Source organism: Pseudobythopirellula maris (assembly GCF_007859945.1).
Classification (GTDB): Bacteria; Planctomycetota; Planctomycetia; order Pirellulales; family Lacipirellulaceae; genus Pseudobythopirellula; species Pseudobythopirellula maris.
This window is the reverse complement of sequence record NZ_SJPQ01000004.1, coordinates 94905-116457: the sequence shown is the minus strand read 5'-3', so window position 1 is coordinate 116457 and position 21553 is coordinate 94905. Positions and strand designations below refer to the sequence as shown.

Genomic DNA, 21553 nt, shown 5'->3' with positions numbered 1-21553 from the left:
CCCCAAGTCTGGGCAGCCGCTCGATTTGCGGCCGGCCGCGGCGATTCTTGGCAAAATGCATGTCCCTGCTGAAATTACGCAAACGCTCAGGACACTAAACTCGTACCCTTGAGCTGGGGCTGCTAACCCATTGACGGCCCCCTACCGCTCAGCCGATATTACCTACCCTCCCCGAACGACATCATTGTCACGCCCCCACAGGCTTGGCTCGCCCCAGGTCGCTCGATCCCTCCCGCCTCACGACAGCACGCGCGTTCTCGCCCGAGTTCCTCAGCTCCCCCCAGCAAGCACGCCTGCTCCCGCCATGATTAGCTACGTCGAACGAATGTTGATCTACCCTGCCCCCTCGATCGATCGGGGCAACTGGAAGACCAAGTGGCTCGACAAAGAGGATGTCCACTTCGAGTCGAGCGGCGGCGTGCGGCTGCACGGCTGGTACGCGCCGGTCGAAAACCCCGACTGCGTGGTGCTCTACTCGCACGGCCAGAGCGAGCACGTGGCGAACCTCATCAACGTGGTCGCCCGCCTGCAGGAATCGCTGAACGCTAGCGTGCTGGTCTACGACTACCGCGGCTACGGCAAGAGCCAGGGCGTCCCCACCGAGGCTGGCTGTGTGGCCGACGGCCTGGCGGCGCAGCAGTGGCTGGCCGAGCGTGCGGGCGTGTTGCCCGAGGAGCTCGTGATTGTCGGTCGCTCACTGGGCGGGGCCGTTTCGACCGCCATCGCCGCCGAACGTGGCGCCAGGGCGCTGGTGCTCGAGAACACCTTCTCGCGGCTCACCGACGTGGCGGCCTACCGTTACCCGTGGCTGCCCGTTCGCCAAGTGATGCGTAACCGCTACGACTCGGTCGAGCGCATCTCGCAGTACACAGGCCCGCTGTTCCAGATGCACGGCACGCGCGACCGCGTGGTGCCCGCCAAATTCGCCCGCGAGTTGTTCTCCGCCTGCCCCTCGGCACACAAGCGTTTCTACACCGTCCGCGGCGGGAATCACTTCGATTCCACTCCGCCGGCGTTCTACGCCAAGCTCCGCGAGTTCCTCGCCCAAGACGAAACGCCCACGAGCTACGGCTTGCTCGATCCGGCGCCGACGCTAGCTACCCCGTCGGTGGCCTGAGGCAGGTCAGATTGTGGGAGGCGTCTCCGACGCCGATAAGAGCGCGCCAGCTGCAGATCGCTTGATGCGCGTTATCGGGGGCAAAGCCCCCCTTCAATGCCCTATCGTGCTGCTTTTCGATCTGTCCTGCCTGTGTTTGACGTTTCCGTCCCGTCCGGGCCTCTGGTAGACTCAACGCCATGCCACGTGAACGGATACTCACCGCCGACGCCATCGATTCCGAAGCCGCCGAAGAGCCCTCCGCCGAGGGCGCTGGCTGGAATCGCGCCCCCGACGCCCCCCGCGAAGAAGACCCCGCGCTGCGGCCCAAGAGCATGGTCGAGATGATCGGCCAGCGGCAGGTTTACGAGCGGATCAAGATCGCTGTCGACGCGGCGATCAAACGCTCCGAGCCCCTGGGCCACGTGCTCTTTGACGGCCCCCCCGGTCTCGGCAAGACGACGTTCGCCACCTGCATTCCACGGGACCTGGGCGTCACGCTCCAGATCGCCAGCGGCGCCGCTCTCGCCGCGCCCAAAGACCTGCTGCCCTACCTCACCAACGCCGAGGAAGGATCGGTCCTGTTCATCGACGAGATCCACCGCCTGCCCAAGGCGGTGGAGGAGTTCATGTACCCGGCGATGGAGGATTACCGGATCGACATCACGCTGGGCGAGGGGATGAGCGCCCGTACGGTGAACATGAACCTGCGGCCGTTCACGCTGATCGGCGCCACCACACGCACCGGGCTGCTCTCCGCGCCGCTCCGCGACCGGTTCGCCATCCGCGAACACCTGGACTTCTACAGCCTCCCGGAGCTCACACAGATCGTGGAGCGCAACGCCGAGAAGCTCAATGTCGCGATCGACCAGGAGTCGGCCGAGAAGATCGCCCACTGCAGCCGCGGCACGCCGCGGATCGTGAACAACCGCCTGCGATGGGTCCGCGACTACGCCACGAGCCGCGCCGCGGGCGAGATCACGCTGCGTGTAGCCGAAGACGCGCTGCAGATGCTGGGGGTCGATCCGCGGGGGCTCGACCCGCAAGACCGTCGCTACCTAGAGACGCTGATGCGGGTGTTCAAAGGCGGACCGGCCGGCGTGGAGGCGATCGCCCACACACTCAACACGGCCGTCGACACATTGACCGACGAGGTCGAGCCGTTCCTCTTGCGCAGCGAGCTGGTCGTACGCACCCCCCGCGGCCGCAAGCTCACGCACCTGGCTTACGAGCATCTCGGCGCCGTGGCGCCGGACGGGCTGTAAACACAGGCCCGGCTGTAAACGCTGTTTGACGAGAGCCCTTTAGAGAGCCTGACTCGGCTCCCAGCGCAGCGTTAGATCGCACTACCGCTAGCCGTAGCGTTGTTTTCGCCATATCGACGTCGAATCACACCGCCACCCACGCTACGTATCCGTGCGATTCGCACTAGGCCTGAGAGGCTTACTCCGGGCGCCAGGGTTCAGCAGCCACCATCAAGCGACTGACCGGCGCAAAGTGCATGCGCCTGGGTCGTTTAAACGATCAGCACGCCAGGGCGGACATCACTCGTGCCACACCAGCCCCCAAGTATCGGGGGTTGTGAAGGCGTCAGCCGGGGCGATCTCACCGCCGACCGCGATGCCGAACTGATCGAACAGCTGGGATTGTGTCAGTCCCACGTACTCGCTGGGGATGTGGTCTTGAGCCTCAGGAAACGGCACGTAGTCGGCGCGTTGTTGATGGAAATAGAGACGGTGATTCGAATAGTCGCCGTAATCGAGCCAAACCTCGCCGTAACGGAAGACGTGGCCCAGATTGCCGATGGCGTCCTGGGTGCGGAATCGCATGGCGACGTCCTGGATCGGGGCCCCTGTGACGCTGCCGAAGAACGGGTCACCGGTGACCGTCACCCTACGGTTATTGTGGTCGTGGGTGTTGACCACGATGTTCCAGTTCTTGCTGATGTAACGCCCACCATTGACCACTGAATCGCCCCCGGGGGCGGCGAGTATGGCCCAGGCGTAGCCTTCGACGCGGAGATTGTCGTAAACGATGCTCTCAGTCACGGCGTTCGCATCGACACCCGTGTTGTAGCTTGACGTGGGATCGACCAGCACGGTGAGGTCGCGGAGCACGGTGTTGTTGGCATAGGGAAGCGATACCCCTCCCGTGTTCCAGAAGGTCGAATCGCTCAGAACGCTCTGCGCCGAGTGCGGAGCGTCTCGCAGATTGTATTGGACGGTCAGCCCCATCCGCGACGCGTAGCCAACGTTGCCCTCGAACTTGAGGATCGGGGCGTGATCCACGGCTATCGTCGACTGGCCCTGGGCTAGCGAGGGGTCGTAGAGGTTCTCCGCCAAGTACGGAATCGCGTAGCCGTTGACCTTAAATCCACGGGTGTAGTAGATGTAAGCGCTGCCCTCAGAGCCCGACACCACGTTGTTGGTGACCTCGACTCCCGGGCTCTGGAGCCAGAACCCCTCGCCGTTGAAGCCGAAGTCTTGGCGCCCTTGGCGGTCATCGACGTTCTGATTGGCGCCGGTCGTGTGCAGCGCGATGTTGCTGTCGAACAAGCCGATCTCATTGCCCGCCTCGGCCACGTACGCCGCCCCGTTGACCCCGTAAGAAACGTTGTCGGTGAAGTTCACGTAGCTGCTGTGGTTGACGAAGCCCCAACCCGGGCTGCCATTCACCACGCTGCCGTAGACGGTCGACGGCGCCGAATCGGCCCGCACGCCGTTGCGATGGAAGTGCACCGCGTAGCGGGCCCGCTGGTTGTCGCCCGTTCCCTCGATGAGGTTCCACTCGGAGTCGACGGCCGAGTCGGTCACACCGAGATCTTTGTCGGTGCGCCCCAAGTTGTTGAACGCCACGTGGCCGATGTGCACGTCGCGGTTGTGCATGAACATCACGTGCCCGAGGCGGCTGTTGATATCGCCCTCGGACTCGATCACGACATTGCGTGAGAGGTTCGCCAAGTGGACCTCGAGCCCCTGCTCGAGCGTGGTGTGGCTGTAGTCGAGCGGGTCGATCGTGACCGTGGCGCCGTCGATCGCAAGGATCTCCCGGACCTCGTCTTCGCCGCCCCCGATCGCCGTGCCGGCGATCACGATCGTGTCGCCAACCGCCCAGCCGATGGGCGCCGAGGCGAGCAGGATCGTGTTGTCGCCCGCGATGATCTCGCTGGCAGCCGCGTCGTAAGCTGTCACCTCGGCGCCGAGCATCTCGACGGCGCCGTGGGTGATCAGACCCCGCCCCAAGCCGAACGGATCGGCCTGGCGGTCGATAGCGCCGTTGTCGGTGAACACAAGCCTAGCCGTCACGCCGCGTTGCACCGGCTCTGCGGCGGAGCCGATCGTCAGCCTACCGGAGTCCGTGACAACCATCGTGTCGACCCGCAGCTCGGTGTCGACATCGGTAGCGAAGCCGAGGGCTCCATCGACGCGGATCGTCTCGAATTCGATCTTCGAAACCCCGTCGATCGTAACCTCGGTCCCGTACGGAATCAGCACACGCGCCCCCTCGCTGGGCGCGGATCCGTTGGCCCACGTCGACGGGTCGGACCAGTCGCCGCTGGCCACGGCGGTGTGGGTGACGTCCGCATAGCGAACGAGTTGGAAGAGGCTCAGGTGTTCGAGCAGCTTCGACTCGCTGTCGGGATGCGGCAGCAGGGTGTGGATGGTTTCTGACGGGTCCAGGTTTTTGAGTTCATCGATCGAATCGATCAGATCGAAACCCTCCAACGCCGGCAGGGAACTCAGCAGTCTTCCGAAGCGGTAGTCCTCCTCACCACCAACAACACCCGGGCCCAGGGGGCTGTAAACGCCATTCGATGCGGACAACACGAACCAGTCACGGTCGGCGCCGCCCTCGATCTGGTCGGCTACCAGGTCCTCTTGGATCGTGTCGACCGGGATGAAACGGATCAAAGCCTCAGGATCGGAGAGCTGCTCGATCCGTTCTTCGTAAGCCGACGCGCCCGCCCAGACCGCGATCGCCTCGATCAACGCGTCAAGGTTCGTGTCGTACTCGGTCGAGGCGCCGATCATGAGATCTTCGCCCCCCTCGCCGTAGAGCGTGTCGATGTCCCCGCCGCCGATGAGCATGTCGGCGCCGTCGCCGCCGAACAGCAAGTCAACGCCGTGGCCGCCGACAAGCACGTCGGCTTCCGCCTCACCCTCGAGTTGATCATTGCCCAAGTCGCCAAACAGCAGATCGAGACCGGCCCCGCCCGAGAGCCAGTCATCTCCGTCGTGGCCTTGGAGCAGGTCGTCCCCTAAGCCGCCGAGGATTCGATCGTCGTCGGCGCCGCCGTAGACGCGATCGTCGCCTGCGTTGCCTTCGATGTAATCGTCTCCCTCCTGGCCGAAAATTGTGTCGGCTCCGTCCTGGCCGAACAGGAGGTCATCATTCTCACCGCCGTAGATGAAATCGTTCCCGTTCTCGCCATCGATCTGGTCGCTGCCGTCGCCCCCCAGGAGGAGGTCAGCACCGTTGCCGCCCGAGATCCAGTCGTTGCCGTCGTGGCCCTCGATCCGATCGTCCCCCTCGCCGCCGAGCAATCGGTCGACGCCCAGCCCGCCTTCGATCCGGTCCGCGCCGCCACCCCCGTCGATGTAATCGTCGCCCCATTGGCCGGCCAAGATATCAACACCGTCGTGGCCGTAGAGAGCGTCGTCGCCGTCGCCCCCGTACAGGAGATCGTTGCCGAGATCGCCTTCGAGCATGTCGTTGCCGTCGCCGCCGAAGATCAGATCAACGCCGTCGCCGCCCGAAATCCAATCGCTGCCGGCTTGTCCTTCGAGGCGGTCGTCGCCCTCACCGCCGAGAATCCGGTCGATTCCCGTTCCCCCGTTGATCCGGTCGGCGCCGGCGTTCCCCTCGATGAAGTCGTCGCCGGCTTCCCCGTTGAGGATGTCGTCTCCCTCGTAGCCGAAAATGCGGTCGTCACCGTCGCCGCCGTAGATGAGATCTTTGTCGTCGTCGCCCTCCAGCACGTCGTCATCGGCGCCGCCGTAGATCAGGTCGGCGCCGCCCCCTCCCGAGATCCAGTCTTCACCGCTGTCGCCATCGAGGCGATCGACGCCCTCGCCGCCGATCATCCGATCGTCGCCCGACCCGCCGATGAGGCGGTCATCGCCGGTGTTGCCCTCGATGTAGTCGTCACCCGCTTCGCCATCGAGTGTGTCAGAACCTTCGTGGCCGTAGATGATATCGTCATCCGCCCCGCCATAAATGATGTCGTTGCCGGCGTCGCCCTCCAGTTGGTCTTTGCCCTTGCCGCCAATGAGGAGGTCATCGCCGTCACCGCCAGAGAGCTTGTCGTTGCCGGCGTTCCCCTCGATTCGGTCGACCCCAACGCCGCCGATCACGCGGTCGTCGCCATCGCCGCCGACGAGCAGATCGTCGCCGGCGTTGCCCTCGATGTAGTCGTCGCCCCCTTCACCGTGGAGGTTGTCGTTGCCGTCGTGACCCAGAATCGAGTCGCCGCCAGCCCCGCCGTAGATGGCGTCGTCTCCCAGGCCGCCTTCCAGCATGTCGTCGCCGTCATGCCCATAGATCACATCGTTCCCGTTACCGCCGGTCAGCCTGTCGTCGCCGCCGAAGCCCAAGATCCGGTCGTTGCCCTCGCCGCCGATCATCCGGTCGGCGCCGGAACCGCCCGAGAGGTAATCGTTGCCGTCGTTCCCCTCGATGTAATTGGCCCCGCCCTCGCCGATCAGGATGTCTGAACCCTGATGCCCGTAGAGTTTGTCGTTGCCGATGCCGCCGTGGATGATGTCTCTTCCGGCGTTGCCCTCGAGATGGTCGTCGCCGTTGTTGCCATCGAGGCGGTCGTTGCCGTCGCCGCCGTAGAGCGTGTCGTCGCCGTCGTGCCCCTCCAAGTGGTCGTCGCCCACGCCGCCGAACATGAGGTCGTCGCCCGCCCCGCCGGTGAGATGGTCATCGCCAAGATTACCGGCGATGTAGTCCGCGCCGGCCCCGCCCCTGATCGTGTCGTTGCCGTCGCCTCCGTGCAGGATGTCGTCGCCCGATCCCCCCTGGAAGTAGTCGTCGCCGCCGTTTCCTTCGGCGAATAGCTCGATGTCTGTCTCGTTGATAAAGCGATCGTCGCCCGCCCCACCGTAGAACCGCAACGAGGTGACCAACGCCTTCGGATAGCTCGTGACAAGCTCCACACCAAGCACGTCCTGCCGCACTTGGATCATGTCCGACGTCGACTCGGAGACGACCACGGAGTTTGCTTCACTAGTGCTGCTGATGATCAGCGTCGTCAGAGCTAGATTGTGGTACGGCGGGCTCGCCGAAAGCATGCGGCGGTCCTCCAGCGACTCGAGTCGGAGGACCTGTTTGTGGCTGCGAGCTGAGCCTGCCTCGCGGCGTTGAAGAGAACGCTTCAGGCGCTTCCATGCTTGCTGATAAAAAGACATCGCCGTGGAGTTCCTTTGTCTTTCTGTTCCGTTTGCGCGGTGACTGTTCTTCATCGCTGCGACGGCGAGGCTCGCCCAATCGGCCTGAACGCGAACACGCCTGACGGCGTGTCTGCGGGACCTAACCGAAGCCCGTTCCCGTGCGATCACAGCGAGAAAAACTCGTGTGCTTTTCCGTCTCGAAGCAACTCAGAGGAGGCGTCTAGCCAATCACCGACACCAAAGCCCTCTCACGCCTTGGACTCTGGTCGGTGGCTAGCCGTAGAGTTGCTAGTGCGACATTTGCCTCGAATGACGCACGCAGACCATTGCCTAGGCCCGCGAATTCAAGCAAATAATCCTATACAGCAATATGGCAATATTTGCAGATTGCACAGTTTGCGTCAATTACTAAGGCTGTTTCGGCCCAACGGCACCTAGAGGGCCAACCCAACACGATCCGGTCAAGAAGTGCTTAGTAGTTGTCGCGGGGCAGAGGCGCAAGGAAAGAGCGGAGGATGCCCAAAACCGCACAACGCGGGTCTCGGCATCACTGTAAGAAGTTGCAGAGTATGGGCTTAAACGCCCATTGCACGAATGCACTATCCCCCCGCCAACAGCGCCGGGACCGCGCGTTGGACACCATGGGGGAGCTACTCGGGCGAAGCGGATCAACTTGCCCCAAGCCGAAATCGCCACTCGACTAATCGAATAGTAGAGACCCCTCGGCGGGGGGAATCGGCGGTCAGACTTGGCTGTGGCTGACCGCTTCGGTCTCGCCCTCTTGGCCGTCGGGCCCAAAGACCGTCAGCCCGCCCGACTTCACATCGTAGATCGCGCCGCGGATCATGATCCGTCCCTCTGACTCCAAACGGGCAAGCACGGGGCTTTGTTCGAGCACTTCGTCGACCACACGGCTGACGTTCTTACGAGCGACCTCGTCGATGTACTCGTCTTGTTCCTCGGGAGTCATCGCTTCGAAGCTGGACTGGTCCGAAGCCTCAATGCATTGATGGATGTCCTCGAGGATCGACTCGACGTGGCTGCACTTGGCGGCCTCTTCCCCCAGCGGTTGACGGAAGGCCCACTTCACCGCGGCGGTCACGGCGCCGCAACGCGAGTGCCCCATCACGAGGATCAGCTTGGCGCCGGCCACGGCGCAGGCGTACTCGACCGAGCCCATCACCTTGGGACTGGTCACGTTGCCCGCGATGCGGGCGCTAAAGATGTCGCCTAGTCCGCAATCAAAAATCATCTCGGCGGGGGCGCGTGAGTCGATGCAGCTCAGCACACAGGCCATCGGGTGTTGGCCGTCGGCGGTGGCGCGGACCTGGCGGGTGAGGTCGCGGTTGAGCTTGTCGCCAGCGCGGAAGCGGCGGTTGCCGTCGAGCAACAGTTCGAGCACTTGCTGGGGATCGAGGTCTTGCTGCCGCTCGCGGGTGGCGTGGTCGACGTGCTCGGTTTGGTCATCCATGGCGTACTTCGAGCGGAAGCCACGCAGGCTGACCTTCACGCCGTGGGCGGGGGCGGTCTCGTTCTTGTAGTCGCGGATCAGGTCCAGCACGTCCGGGTCGATGTAGTCCGTGTTGGTGGCGTCGAGGACGAGCTGCGAGCCCGCGGGCAAGCTGTCGAGCTCCTTGGTCAGGGCGCCGCGTTTCAGGAAGCTCACCTGCTCGGCGAGTTCGATGCGGATGACGTCGCCGCCGAGGTGCTTCTCCATGTGGCGGCGGATCGGGCGCCGGAGGTTGCTGTTGAGGATGAAGCTGATGGCCACCGCCAAACCGATCAACACGCCGATCAGCAGGTCGGTGAACACGATCGCCAGCACCGTGACGACGAACGGGATGAACTGGTAGCGTCCCTCGTCCCACATCTGCTTGACGAACTTGGGGCTGGCGAGCTTGATGCCCGTGACGATCAGGATCGCCGCCAGGCACGAGAGCGGGATCATGTTCAGCAGCCATGGCAGGAACACCACGCTGGTCAGCAGCAAGACGCCGTGGATGATGGTCGAGAGCTTGGTTTGGCCGCCGGTGTCGATGTTGACCGAGCTGCGGACGATGACCGAGGTGACCGGCAAGCCGCCGATCATACCCGAAACCACGTTGCCAACGCCCTGCGACAGCAGCTCGTGGCTCGGCGGCGTGTGGCGCTGCTTGGGGTCGATTCGGTCGACCGCCTCGACGTTGAGCAGCGTCTCGAGCGAAGCGACCAACGCGATCGTGACCGCCCCCACGTAGATGGCCGGGTCGACCCAGCGGCTGAAGTCGGGCGACTTGAGCGCTCCGAAGAAGGAGCTGAACGAGCCGCTCGAGGGCACATTCACCAGGTGGCCGCTCTCGATCGCCCAAGGCCCGCCGATCGAGCGGAACATCATGTACATCAGCACGCCGAGCACCGCCACGAACAGCGGCGCGGGCAGAGGCGACGACTTGAGGGCTTTGATCTTTCCCCAGGCGAACAACAGGCCGAGCGAGACGAAACCGATGGTGGCGGCGCCCAGGTGCACGTCGCCCGTTATGTCCCACAACGACGAGAAGGTGTTGCCGTGATCGGGCTGCTGGAACGCCATTTCCCCCTCCGGGTCGGTGTCGTGCCCGAAGAGGTGAGGGAGCTGTTTGAGGACCAGGATGACGCCGATAGCGGCGAGCAAGCCCTTGATGACGCTGGTGGGAAAGAACGCGGCGATAAAGCCCGCCTTGGCCAGCCCCATGCCGATCTGGATCACGCCGGCCAGGACCACCGCGAGCAAGAACGCCTCGAAGCCGAGCGAGTTGATCTGGGCGATGACGATCGCCACGAGGCCGGCGGCCGGCCCGCTGACGCTGGTTTGCGACTTGCTCAAAGGGCCCACGATCAGGCCGCCGACGATGCCGGCCAGCAGGCCCGCGATCGGGTCGGCGCCCGACGCCACGGCCACGCCCAGGCAGAGCGGCAGGGCCACGAGGAACACCACCAGGCCGGCAATCGCGTCGCGCGGCACGGTGTAAGAGAGCGGGTCGCGCTGCGGGGAGAGGGCGGAGCTAGCGGCAGACATGGCGGGAATCCGGTGAGTGAAGATCAGCAGGGCGTGGGCGTACTAACGCGTCATCTAGCTGTGGCGCGGGGCCGAGGAAGCGTTCGGCCCACCCTTGAGTTGTTGCCTAAAGATTATTGATTAAGACTGGGACCGATACCATAGAAATCGGCGGGTTGCTGAGGCTACGCAGCCCCCGAAGGGCTGGTTCGCAGGTTGTTCCCAGGTTTTCATAAATAATTGCAAGCAGCGTGAAAGCGGAGGGCTTTCTTTATTCGAGACCCTCGATCTCGTGCACAGTGATGATGTCGTGCTCGCCGCTGATCGCCACGTTGGCCTGCGAGCCATCGGTCAGGTGCGAGCCGCCGACAATCACGATGCGGTCCCCCTTGTGGCACAAGCCCACGCGGCACGACCAGCGGTCGGCGTAGCGGATGAGTTCTTGCAAGTCGCAGGCGGGCGCCCCGCGCAGCGGCGTGACGCCCCAGTAAAGGCACATCCGACGCAGTGTTTCTTCGCTCGAGCTGACGCCGATCACCGGCACGCTGCTGCGCTGCTGCGAGAGCCCCAGGGCCGTGCGGCCCGAATGGCTGGCCACGACCAGCAGCTTGGCCCCGAGGTCGCGGGCCAGCGAGCCGGCGCTCTTGACCACCGCGCTGGTGACCACGCTGATGGTGGCCGACTCGACGATGTTGCGCAGCTTGGGGATGCGGTGGACGTCGCTCGACTCGGTCGCGCGGCAGATGCGGTTCATCATCTCCACGGTCTCGAGCGGGTACTTGCCGATGGCGGTCTCGCCCGAGAGCATGCAGGCGTCGCCGCCGTCCAGCACGGCGTTGGCCACGTCGGTCACCTCCGAGCGTTTGGGCTGCAACGAGTCGTGCATCGAGTCGAGCATCTGTGTGGCGACGATCACCGGCTTCTGGTAGCGGTGGCAGGCGTCGATGATCCGTTTCTGCTCGATCGGCATCTGGGCCACGTCGATCTCGACGCCCAGGTCGCCGCGGGCGACCATGATGCCGTCGGCGTTCTTGACGATCTCGTCCAGGCGGACGAGAGCTTCGCCCTTCTCGATCTTGGCGATGACGTGCGCCTTCGATCCGTTGGACCGGAGGATGTCGCGCAGCACGCGCACCTCGTCGGGGGTGCGGACGAAGCTGAGGCTCACGTAGTCGACGCCCGCCTTCGCACACCACTCGGCGTGCTGGTGGTCGGTCATGCTGATCGCCGGGGCGCTGAGGTTCACGCCCGGCAGGTTGATCCCCTGCCGGCTGCGGATGACGCCCCGTTGCACGGTGCGCACGCGGACCCGGTCTTCGAGCTTCTCCTCGACAATGAGCGCCACGGTGCCGTCGGCCAGCATCACTCGGTCGCCGACCGACAACTCGGAAACCAGCGGCTTGTAGGTGCAGGTGAACTCGTCGGGCCCGCCGGGAGTGTCTCCCTCGATGAAGAAGAACTCTTGGTCGGTCTCGCAGAAGACGCGGTCTTCGTGAACGTCGCCGAGCCGGATCTTGGGGCCCGCCAGGTCGGCGAGGATGCCGATCGGGAACCCGATCCGATTGCTGATCGCCCGCAGGTTGTCGACGTGCTCCTGCTGCGCTTCGGGCCCGGCGTGGGCCATGTTGAGACGGAACACGTCGACCCCGGCCGAGGCCAACGCCTCGAGCCTTTCGGGGTCGCAACAGGCGGGCCCGATCGTCGAGACAATCTTGGTCCGCGCCCGCAGGGCCAACTTGGTGTAGTAAAGCGACTCGCCTTCGGCGGCCGGCTTGGCTTGTTTGGAAGGGCTGGGAGCCCCGTCGGTGGGAACGATGGCGTTGCTCGACATAAGGTTCCTGGTGGGTGACGTGGGGACCGCCCGGCGTCACTGACAGTGTCGCTCGGAAGCCCGCAAAGGTGAAGGGGAGAAAATGCTCTCGCCAAAAACCCAGGGGATTCTAGCTCGCCGATACCAGCCGAGGGCCCGTGGCGGCCGGCCGTTGCAGCCGATACGCTGGCCTTGTGCCGCAACCGCCATCCAATTGGAATGATAAACGCGCGCTCGTGACCGGCGGATCGGCCGGCTTGGGGCTGGCGATCGCCGATGCGCTCGCCAGCCGCGGCGCCGCGGTGCGAATCGCCGGGCGCGACGCCGGCAAGCTCGACGAGGCCGCCGCTTGGTTGCGGCGGCACGGCGGGATGGTGGAAACCACGGCCGTCGACTTGGCCGAACAGGGCGCCGGCGGTCGGCTGTCGGCCGAGGCGGCGCCGCTCGACTTGTTGTGCCACGCCGCGGGCCGCTCGATGCGTGGCCGCGTGGTCGACACCACGGCCGAGGAGTTCGAGGCGTTGTGGCGGATCAACTTCCTGGCGGCCGCCGAACTCGCGCGGGGGTCGGCCGCGGGGCTGGCCGAGCGTCGCGGCAGCCTGGTGCTGATCGGCTCGCTCGCCACGCACAGCGCGCCGCGGAACCTGGGCGCTTATCCGACGAGCAAGTTCCCGCTGGCGGCGCTCGCCCAGCAGTTGCGGCTCGAGATGGGCGAAGGAGCCGCCCCAGGAGGCGGGCTGCACACGCTGCTGGTCTGCCCCGGCCCGATCGCCCGCCCCGACGGCGGCGCCCGCTACGACGATCAAGCGTCGGGCCTCGACGCCGCTGCCCGCAAGCCGGGCGCCGGGGCCAAGGTCTCGGCGATCGACCCCGACCGGCTTGCCGAGAAGATCCTCAACGCCTGCGAGCGGCGCCAGTCCGAGCTTGTGCTGCCCAAGAAGGCGCGCCTGCTGTTCGCCCTCTCACGGCTCAGCCCCGATTGGGGCGACTGGCTGCTCCGCAAGATGAGCGGCTAGCGAGTTTTGAGTTGCTAGTCGCTAGCAACTCCTGACGACTCCGAGAACAGGCTCGCCGTGATCGCTTGCATCACGGGGGCGATCGTGACGAACTCTTGGTCCTCGGCCTGGCGCATCAAGAGGTACGTCGACGCCCCCCGGTGGCAGACGCGGACCTCGACCGTGTTCGTCAGGTCGAGACAGATAAAGTTGGCGTCGAAGCCCGCCAGCTCCACGCCGGCGTGCGTCTCGGTCGCTTCGGTGTGATCGAGCTCGGGGTACTCGGCCTTCAGGGCCTCTAGCACCGCGCCGGCGAGGGCCTCCGTTTCCCGCGCCTCGGGGTAAACGCTCAGCGACCAGAAGGCCGTTTCGGGGCTCTCGAGCGTGATCTGCAGCGCGGAGTCGTCGTCGCGCGACTCGTCGAGCTTCCAGCCCTCGGGGTACAGGATACGGACACCGTTCTCGTTGTATTGGCTCAGCATGACGCTAGCATAACGCCGCCGCGGGGAGCGTTGAACCTCCCCACCCTGCGCTTAGATCCAACCAGGGACGAGCCCCCCGCTCGTGCGTCTTGCTAGCACTCAACGGGTGGCGTTGCCCGAGAGCGGGGCGCCAGCTACTCTCCGCGACGCCCCGCTCCGTACCGACCCCTTCCATGCGTATGCGTCGAAACTCGCCGCGAAATGCCGCCGTGCCCAAGCCGACCACTCGCGCCGTTTGCGCGTTGGGGGCGGGGTTGTTGGCGATGGCTTCCGGTTGCGCGACGCTCCGCGACCGCAGCCCGGTGCCCGACTACGTCGCCAAGTCACGCAGCCTGTGGCACCGCGGCGTGTCGGCCATGGAGTCGGGCCGCTGGTACGAGGCCGAGTCGTGGCTGCGACAGGCGGCCGAGGTCTCGCCGCAAGACGCCGACACGAACCGCCACTTGGCCCAGGCGCTGCGTCAGCGAGGCTCGCTCGCCGAGGCGCTCGCCCACGCCGAGTTGGCCTGCCGGTTCGATCCTGGCGACCCGCGGTCGCTGATCTTGGCGGGCGAGATTCACCTGGCGACGAACAACGCCACCGCGGCGCGCGAACGGGCCACCGAGGCGATCACGATCGATGGCAAGAACGCCTCGGCCTGGGCGCTGCGTGGGCGGGCCTTCCGCATGCAAGGCGATGCCGACCGGGCGCTCGCCGACACGCAGCAGGCTTTGCGTTACGCGCCGAACGACACGGCGTTGCTCACCGAGCTCGCGGCCTTGCAGCATGAGCGCGGGGCGCCGAACCGCGGCTTGGTGGCGATCCACCACCTGCTGGACAGCTACGCGCCGGGCGAAGAGCCCGCCGGGGTCTTGGCGCTCGAGGGGCGTTGCTACGCCGATCTCGGCCGGCCGCAGGAGGCGGCCGATAGCTTGCGGCTGGCGATCGCCCACGGCGCCACCGACGCCGACACGCACTGCTACCTGGCGCACGCCGAGGCCGCCTGCGGCCGCCCCGACCAAGCCCTGGCCGAGGCGCGACTCGCGCTCGGGGCCGACTCGAACCACGCCGCCAGCCAAGAGCTGGTTGCGCGGCTGACCGGCGACGCAACAACCTTGCGATAGCCGCTGCGGCCTTTGGGTTGACCGCCCGTCGCGGAACGCCACTTCCCTGAACCGGCCGTCGCGGGACACCACGTTCAGGCGCCGCCGGTCGCGGGACCTACGGCCCAGGCGCCGCTAGTCGCGGGACTCCACGCCCAGGGGCAATACGCAGTGGACCCCTGGTTGCGGGACGCCACTTCCAGCCGAAGGAGCCAAAAACGGTCGGTTCGCACCGGCGACACGGGTTGTGCGGGCTGCGCTCTCAGCTCGCCTCGCCGCCGAGCGTCCCGGTGGCGAATCGTGTCGTAGACTCCCAAAGAAGCCCGCTTGCGCACGCCAACCGCCCTCTCCCGTCTGGAACCAGCCGCCATGTCCGAAGCCGCCACCGCCGAAGCCGCTTTCACGACCGTCACGCCTTCGCAAACGCCAGCGTTTGTCGACCGTCGCTCGTCGACCACCGACGGGGGACCGGCGCGTGAGCGGCGGCAGTTCACCAATTCGCACGATGGTCTTTCGCCGGACGCGGCCGAGTTGGCGGCGGCGATCGACACGTACAAGCTCCGCAACCGCCGGCGGTTCATCAACTTCGAAGAGATGCTCGGCGTGGTGAAGTCGCTCGGCTACCAGAAGTAGCCGCGACGCTCAACACGCCGTGGGCGAGGGACGCAGCCGGGCCCGCTATTCGCCCGCCAGCAGCTCGGCGTAGAGATTCTCTAAGCGGACGTAGCCGAGCAGCTTGCCGGACGCGTCGCGCGCTTGGGCCAAGGTTTCGTCGTCGGTCTGCAGCCGAGTGATGGCGCGCAACGCGCTGTCGGTGTCGCGCAACACGGGCAACGGCAAGACCGGCAAGCCGTCGGCGCCGGGCGCCAGGGCGCAGTCGAGCACGCGCACCTTGCCGATTGGTTCGAGCGGTGAGTCGGCGTTGACCACGGGCAGCTCGTCGAGCCGCCTCTGCCGGGCAAGACGCAGCACCGCGCGCCGCGACATGTCGGCCCGGGCGATCGGTTCCTTGGCGACAGGAAGGATGAACTCCTTCAGCGGCCGCCGCGCGAGCGAGAAGGTCGCCAGCGCCAAGTCCTTCTGGGCCGAGGCCAACAGCCCGATCGCGTGCCCCTCGTCGAACACCCCCTCGATCTCACGGCGGGCGAGAGCCACACGGAGCTTGGCGACCGGGGCGTTGCCGATCCACTCGAGCGTGCGTCCTACCAACCACAGCAACGCGCTGATCGGGGCGAACAAGAAGCCGGCGATCATGAGCCCCGGCACGCACTTGCGGAGCAGCCGGTAGGGGGCGTCGAGGAAGGCGTTCTTCGGCAGCAGCTCGCCGCAGATAAACACGATCGGGGTGAACGCGATCGGCACGAGCACCCCCGCCGCCTCGGAGCCGGGGAACCACACCGACGCGGCGATCACCACCGCGAGCGACACCAGGTAGTTGGCCACGTTGTTGCCCACCAGCGACGTGGCGACGAACAGCGTGGGGCGATTGGCGGCCCACAGCAAGCGCTTGGCCACGCGGTCGCCGGCGAGCGAGTCGATCACCATCCGCAGCCGCGGGGCCCGGTAAAAACCGGTCTCCGAGCCGCTGAAGAACGCGCTGAGCATCAGGCCGACGAAGAATAGCAGCAGGGCCAAGAGCATGGCGTCAGGCCCCCCCGCCGTGGAAGTCGGCCGGCGAGGCCGGGGCGATGCGAGCCACCGTGTCGCCCGAGCCGTCGTGTCCCTCGGTCGTCGAAACCACGACCCAAACCAAGCCGCCCCAGACGAGACGGTCGCCCTCTTGCGGGGCGTGCTCCAGCAACTCGTGCAGCAGGCCGGCCACCGTGACGCTCTTCGACTCGGGGAACTCCACGCCGAATCGCTTGGCCAACCGGCGGAGCGGCGTGCCGCCGGCCGCCTCGCAGGCGGTCTCGTCGTCGCCATCCACGCCTTTGACGCCCACCGGGCGGATCCAGTGCCAGTCGCTGGCGTGGGTTTCGGGGTCGCTGAAGATCGCGTCCAGCAGGTCCTCGCGTGTGACCACGCCGATCGTGTCGCCGTACTCGTTGATCACCGCCGCCACGCGGCAGCCGGTTTCTTGCAGCTCGCTGAGGGCCGAGGAGCAGGTGGCGCACCACGGGATGGTCGCCACACTCTCGGCGTACCGCTCCAGGTGCTCGGCGGGCAGCAGGGCGAGCCGCGTGGTTGGCAAAGCGGCCACGATCTCGTCGCTGTCGGGCTCGGTGATCAGCACGTAGCCGCTCGGCGGGGCCTCGCCTTCCAGGTCGACCAGCGACACGGGCGGGCGGAACATCGCGTAGCGTTTGCGCGGCCGCATCACCTCGTCGACACGCGTGCCGGCCAGCGCCACCACGCGGTGCAGCACCTCGCGCTCCAGCTCCTCGAGCGCTTCGCCCCGGGCGGACTGCTCTTGGTCGTCGTCCAGGTGGGGGTCGTTGGCGTCCGAACCGAGCGCGACGGCCCGTTCCAGGTCGGCAAGCTCGAGGTAGGGCTCCGGCTCGAGCCGGGGGATCAGCAGCCGCTCGGCGAAGTTGTTCGTCGCCCTCAGCGCCGGCAGCAGCGGGTCGACGAGCTTGGTGGCGGCGCCCAGGGGCAAGCTCACCGCGGCGGCCAGCCCGCGCGGCCAGAGGATGCCGACGTTCTTGGGGAGCATCTCGCTGAAGATGATGATCAGCAGCAACGAGGCGAGCGCCACGCCCTTGGAAAGCACCGACTCGCCGGCCCGCTCCAGTCGCAGCGTCAGAACCGACGCCAACGCGAAAAAGGCGATGTTGATCACCAGGTTCCAGAGCAAGATCGACGTGAGCAGCCGCTCCGGGTCGGCGAGCAATCGCATGGCGGCCCGCTCCGGCACCCGGCCGGTCCCCATGGCGGCGCGCGACTCGCGGCTGAGCGAGAACATCGCCGCCTCGCTGCACGAGAAAAATCCCGAGAGCGCCATCAGCACCGCCATGGCGAGCAATTCGGGCAGCGACTTCAGGAGGGGTTCCACGCGGCGAGTTTAGCAGACCGGGGTGGGTTGGGAGCAAGGCCGACGAAAAAATGTGCGGCGGGCGGGCTGTCAGGACTCTTTGGGCCCCGCGCCCGTGGCGATATCGAACTCCGAGAGCGCCGGCACGAGCATCGCTGCGGTGGCGAAGCCGAAGGTCGCCACCGTGGCCGCCGCCACGAGGCTGTAGTCGCCGATCAGGAAGCTGACGATCGCGTAGAACGTGGCGAACGGCGCCGCGAACGACGCCAACGCCAGCGCCGAGGACGGGTTGCGCCACCCCAACGCGGCGTAGAGCCCCACGCCGCCGCCGAAGATGAAACCGAGGAACGGCGCGAGCTGCGACTCGAACGAATCGCTCAAGGCCAGCATCATCCGCATGCAGGTCGAAACGCCAATGAACAGGAACAGCAAAGTGCCGATACTCGCCCCGATCGCCTGGCGGCTGCTGAAGTACATCATGCCGGCGTGCAGGCCCAAGACGGCCGCGAAGACGTCCATCACCAGCAGGCCGACGACGAGCAACGACGCCGTCCAGCCCGTGAGGGCGCCGAACCACCACAGGTACGCGCACAACGCGAGCGGCAGCACGACCATCTCGCGGGCGTTCCAGAACACGCCGCCCAGCTTGCCGAAGATCAGCTCCTTGGGCGTGAGGTCGGTGGTCAGCAGCAAGTCGAGCGACTTGCCGTCGCGTTCGTTCGTGATCGACGTCACCGACAACGCGTTGATCAGCACCAGGCTCACCACGAGCAGCGGGGCCATCGGCTGGGCGGCCGCGGGGATCGCCCCGCCGCCGGTGTCGTCGCGCGTCGCGGCGGCCGTGGCGACGGCGCAGAGAACGAAGATCGCCACGTACGCCAGCTTGACCACCAGCACTTTCTTGCCGTAAGCCCAGGTGCGTGTCTCGCGCCACAGGATCGGGTTGTCCCACACCTGGCGGGCGGCGCCGGGGGCGGCGTGCACCTCACGCTGTTGGCCGCGCGCCTCGCCCACTCGGGCCGATCGGCCGGTCGCGGCGCCCGTAACCGCTTCGCTCGTGACAGCCGCCACGGCGCGTTCCACTCGCGCGTCACGCTCCGGCCGGATGGTGTCTTGGTCCGCGCTCCAACCTTGCGCTCCGCTGTGCGGCCGCGTTTCGGATTCGGACGGGTTCGAGTGCGGCTCGGACTGCGGCGACTGCGGCCTGGCCTCGCGTGATGGGTTCCAGACCCGCACCATCAAGACCGCGAACAGGTTGAGCGCAACGACCGCCAGCGAAGCCGCGACGATGAATCCCCCCACGGCGCCGGTCGCGCCATCCCGCAAATCCGCCTCGCCCAAGGGAACGATCTCGGAGCCCGACGCCGCGCCGAGCCGCGGCTCGCACGCCTCGGCCAAGGCGCGCCACGGGCTCATGACGGCCGCGAGCCGGTCGGCGCGCCAGGGGCCGATCGTCTCGCCCACGGCGCCGGCGCCAACGACCTCCCAGCCGACAACCCAGGTGACGAGCACCAAGGCCGTGATCGCCAAAGCCTGGAAAGTCTTTTCCCGCCACAGCGCGACCGTGGAGCCGAGGCTGCCGGCCGCCAGCGAGCTGACAACGACAATCGCCATCGCGCGGCCGATCTGGGCGTGCGACACGCCCCCCAGGAGCGCCATCATCAGGAAGAACGGCAGCGTGGCGAGCGTGACCACCAGTACGGTGAGCAAGCTTGCGAGCAACCGGCCGAGCACCAATTCGCTGTTTCGCAGGTCGGTGAGCAGCAGCAGGATCAGCGTTTTCTTGTCCTTCTCCTGCGACACGGCCGCGGCCGAGAGCAACGCGGAAAACAAGACCGAGACGGTGAGCTGAAGCGGCGTGAGCAGCCGAAAAACCGCCTCGCCAAACCGCGACAGAGCGGCCGGGCCGCTCACCTGCTGTGCGCCGAGCAAAATTTGCCACGCCGTGAGCGCCAGCCCCAACAGGGCGGCGACGAACAGCGCACGGTAGACGAAGAAAGGCAGGCGACGTGGGGCGGTGACCGCCTCACGCGTGAATACAGGTCCGACGAACAAAAGAGGCGGCTCCGGTGCTGGGCGAGGGAGTCTGGCATTATAGGCGAAGCCCTCCGGCTTGCGAGCCGCCGAGAAGACAAACCGCCAAGCCGCCTAGAACGCCAAGACGCGCCAAGAAGTCTTTGACCGGATTTTAGGAGGCAGGCCAATAAGCGGGTCAATCCCGTCGATCCTGTCCCACTTCTCTGGTCTTTGGAGCGGCCTTCGCGGCTTGATGGCCGAGAAGGCAAAAAAAGTAGACGACAAAGAAAAAGACGGCGGAAGGATTCCCCAGTTCCCTGGGGTCCCCTTCCGCCGCCCGCCGCCTCGAATCTTGTTGGGATCCGCCGGGGCTCCCTCAGCCCAACCGCCAACGGGTGACCGCCATCGCCATGAAACCACCGACCAGCAGCACTAGCCCGGCGGGCTCCGGCACTTGGGCGATCGCCTCGATCGCGTTGATGTCGATCACGCCGTGGTAATCGAACCCGCCGGGCGTCATGCCGGTGACGCTCAGGTCGGTCAGGGCGTACGCCTTGTCCCAGACGTGGCCGCCGTGCTTCAGGAAGCTCACCCCGCCCAGGCCGTCGAGCACGAACAGCTCGCTGCCGGTCGCGTAGTAGCCGGTCGCGTCCATCGGGTCGACGACCTGACGGATGCTGAAGATCACCGTGTCACCGGAGCCGCCGGCCGGGTCCTCGTCGAACCTTTCGGTGTCGCCCGTGTTGTCGAGCACCATCAGGGCGTCGATGTTGATCGCGTTGCGTGACTCCTGGTTATCGTACGGCAGGATGGCCGGACCGGGGATCATGCCGAGCAGCGACTCGACCGCTGAAACCACCATCGGGTGCGACAGGTAGGGCGTGCCCGAGGCGTTCCAGATCGAGGCGCCGGTCTCGAAGTCGAGCTCGAGCGAGTAGCGGTCGGCGTCGCCCGTCAGGCCGGGCTCGGGGCCCCACACCTCAACACCGTCGACGTCGCGCGGCAACGGCATGCCGTTCACCTCGGGCTGCTTGGCCCAAACGGTCTGGCTCGAGGCGGGGTGATAAGCCCCGGCCCGCTCGACGCTCACCTCGCCGGCGCCGCCGATTGTGTTGCCGTTCGACAGCAACACCGGCCCGGCCGAAGGCATGGCGAACATCGACGGCCCTCCCGCCGGCCCGCCGTAAACCGTGATCTGGTCGTCGTGTGAGAAGATCAGGTGGGCGAGGTCTTCACGCAGAGGATTGAACAAGGCGTCGGCGTGGTTGGCGATCGCGTCGACCTGGCGATCGGTGTCGTCGTTCGGTCGGCTGCCGGAGAAGTCGACGCCGTCGGCCGTGCCCCCCACGCCGTCCCAGGCGATCACCTGCTCGGGGTCGGGCAGTCCGCCGCCGCCCAGCGTCGACTCGTCGAAGTCGTGCGAGTACTCTTTGCCGAGCACGTCCGAGGGCGCCACCACGCCGGGTCCTAACGCGAGATTGCCAGGTGGGGTGACAGGGGTGTAGGGGATCGTCGCCAGGGCGGCGCCGGCCGTCATGCTAAGTCCCAACGCCGCGGCCACGCCGCACAGCCAATTCGTCTTCATAAGTCACTCCTCAGGAGAAAGATTGGGAACGCCCCGTGGGTTGTGGATCGCTTTCACCGCCAGGACGCCGGGGCGCCGCCCGACGGGTGGTGTCTCACACCCCGCCAA

The 21553-nt window shown here is 66.4% G+C and carries 13 protein-coding genes; 5 read left to right on the top strand and 8 right to left on the bottom strand.

What is annotated here, in order from left to right:
• Nucleotides 1–304: 304 nt before the first annotated feature.
• Both Mal64_RS16725 and ruvB read left to right on the top strand, forming a co-directional pair.
• Nucleotides 305–1117, top strand: coding sequence for an alpha/beta hydrolase (locus Mal64_RS16725; RefSeq protein ID WP_146402413.1), 813 nt, complete (start codon nucleotides 305–307; stop codon nucleotides 1115–1117).
• A 179-nt stretch (nucleotides 1118–1296) separates the two neighbouring features.
• Nucleotides 1297–2361 (top strand): Holliday junction branch migration DNA helicase RuvB, encoded by a 1065-nt coding sequence (ruvB, locus tag Mal64_RS16720; protein ID WP_146402411.1) that lies wholly within the window; start codon nucleotides 1297–1299, stop codon nucleotides 2359–2361.
• 279 nt (nucleotides 2362–2640) lie between these two features.
• Here the strand turns inward: ruvB and Mal64_RS16715 are convergent, their stop codons facing one another.
• The 3 genes from Mal64_RS16715 to pyk form a co-directional block, all read right to left on the bottom strand.
• Complete coding sequence (locus tag Mal64_RS16715; RefSeq protein WP_315852811.1) at nucleotides 2641–7392, bottom strand: G8 domain-containing protein; 4752 nt, start codon at nucleotides 7390–7392, stop codon at nucleotides 2641–2643.
• Between the two features lie 841 nt (nucleotides 7393–8233).
• Nucleotides 8234–10525, bottom strand: coding sequence for a bifunctional SulP family inorganic anion transporter/carbonic anhydrase (locus tag Mal64_RS16710; protein WP_146402406.1), 2292 nt, complete (start codon nucleotides 10523–10525; stop codon nucleotides 8234–8236).
• 250 nt (nucleotides 10526–10775) lie between these two features.
• On the bottom strand, nucleotides 10776–12335 hold the full coding sequence (pyk, locus tag Mal64_RS16705) for a pyruvate kinase (RefSeq protein WP_146402404.1): 1560 nt from the start codon (nucleotides 12333–12335) through the stop codon (nucleotides 10776–10778).
• Between the two features lie 215 nt (nucleotides 12336–12550).
• Here pyk and Mal64_RS16700 point away from each other — a divergent pair, with 215 nt between their 5' ends.
• Nucleotides 12551–13330, top strand: coding sequence for an SDR family NAD(P)-dependent oxidoreductase (locus Mal64_RS16700; protein WP_197525838.1), 780 nt, complete (start codon nucleotides 12551–12553; stop codon nucleotides 13328–13330).
• A 14-nt stretch (nucleotides 13331–13344) separates the two neighbouring features.
• Here the strand turns inward: Mal64_RS16700 and Mal64_RS16695 are convergent, their stop codons facing one another.
• Entirely contained in the window at nucleotides 13345–13791 is a 447-nt protein-coding gene (locus Mal64_RS16695) for a hypothetical protein (RefSeq protein ID WP_146402400.1), read from the bottom strand.
• A gap of 173 nt (nucleotides 13792–13964) precedes the next feature.
• Here Mal64_RS16695 and Mal64_RS16690 point away from each other — a divergent pair, with 173 nt between their 5' ends.
• Entirely contained in the window at nucleotides 13965–14894 is a 930-nt protein-coding gene (locus Mal64_RS16690; RefSeq protein WP_146402398.1) for a tetratricopeptide repeat protein, read from the top strand.
• Nucleotides 14895–15242: 348 nt separating this feature from the next.
• Entirely contained in the window at nucleotides 15243–15506 is a 264-nt protein-coding gene (locus Mal64_RS16685) for a hypothetical protein (RefSeq protein WP_146402396.1), read from the top strand.
• 45 nt (nucleotides 15507–15551) lie between these two features.
• Here Mal64_RS16685 and Mal64_RS16680 read toward each other — a convergent pair whose 3' ends face one another.
• From Mal64_RS16680 to Mal64_RS16665, 4 genes are all read right to left on the bottom strand, one after another.
• Nucleotides 15552–16514 carry a CNNM domain-containing protein gene (locus tag Mal64_RS16680; protein WP_146402394.1) on the bottom strand — a complete coding sequence of 321 codons (963 nt, stop codon included), beginning with the start codon at nucleotides 16512–16514 and terminating at the stop codon, nucleotides 15552–15554.
• 4 nt (nucleotides 16515–16518) lie between these two features.
• Nucleotides 16519–17865: a CNNM domain-containing protein gene (locus tag Mal64_RS16675; RefSeq protein ID WP_146402391.1), complete on the bottom strand. Its 1347-nt coding sequence runs from the start codon at nucleotides 17863–17865 to the stop codon at nucleotides 16519–16521.
• Between the two features lie 69 nt (nucleotides 17866–17934).
• Complete coding sequence (locus Mal64_RS16670; protein WP_146402389.1) at nucleotides 17935–19899, bottom strand: ABC transporter permease subunit; 1965 nt, start codon at nucleotides 19897–19899, stop codon at nucleotides 17935–17937.
• Between the two features lie 337 nt (nucleotides 19900–20236).
• Nucleotides 20237–21445: a hypothetical protein gene (locus tag Mal64_RS16665; RefSeq protein WP_146402387.1), complete on the bottom strand. Its 1209-nt coding sequence runs from the start codon at nucleotides 21443–21445 to the stop codon at nucleotides 20237–20239.
• Between the last annotated feature and the right edge of the window lie 108 nt (nucleotides 21446–21553).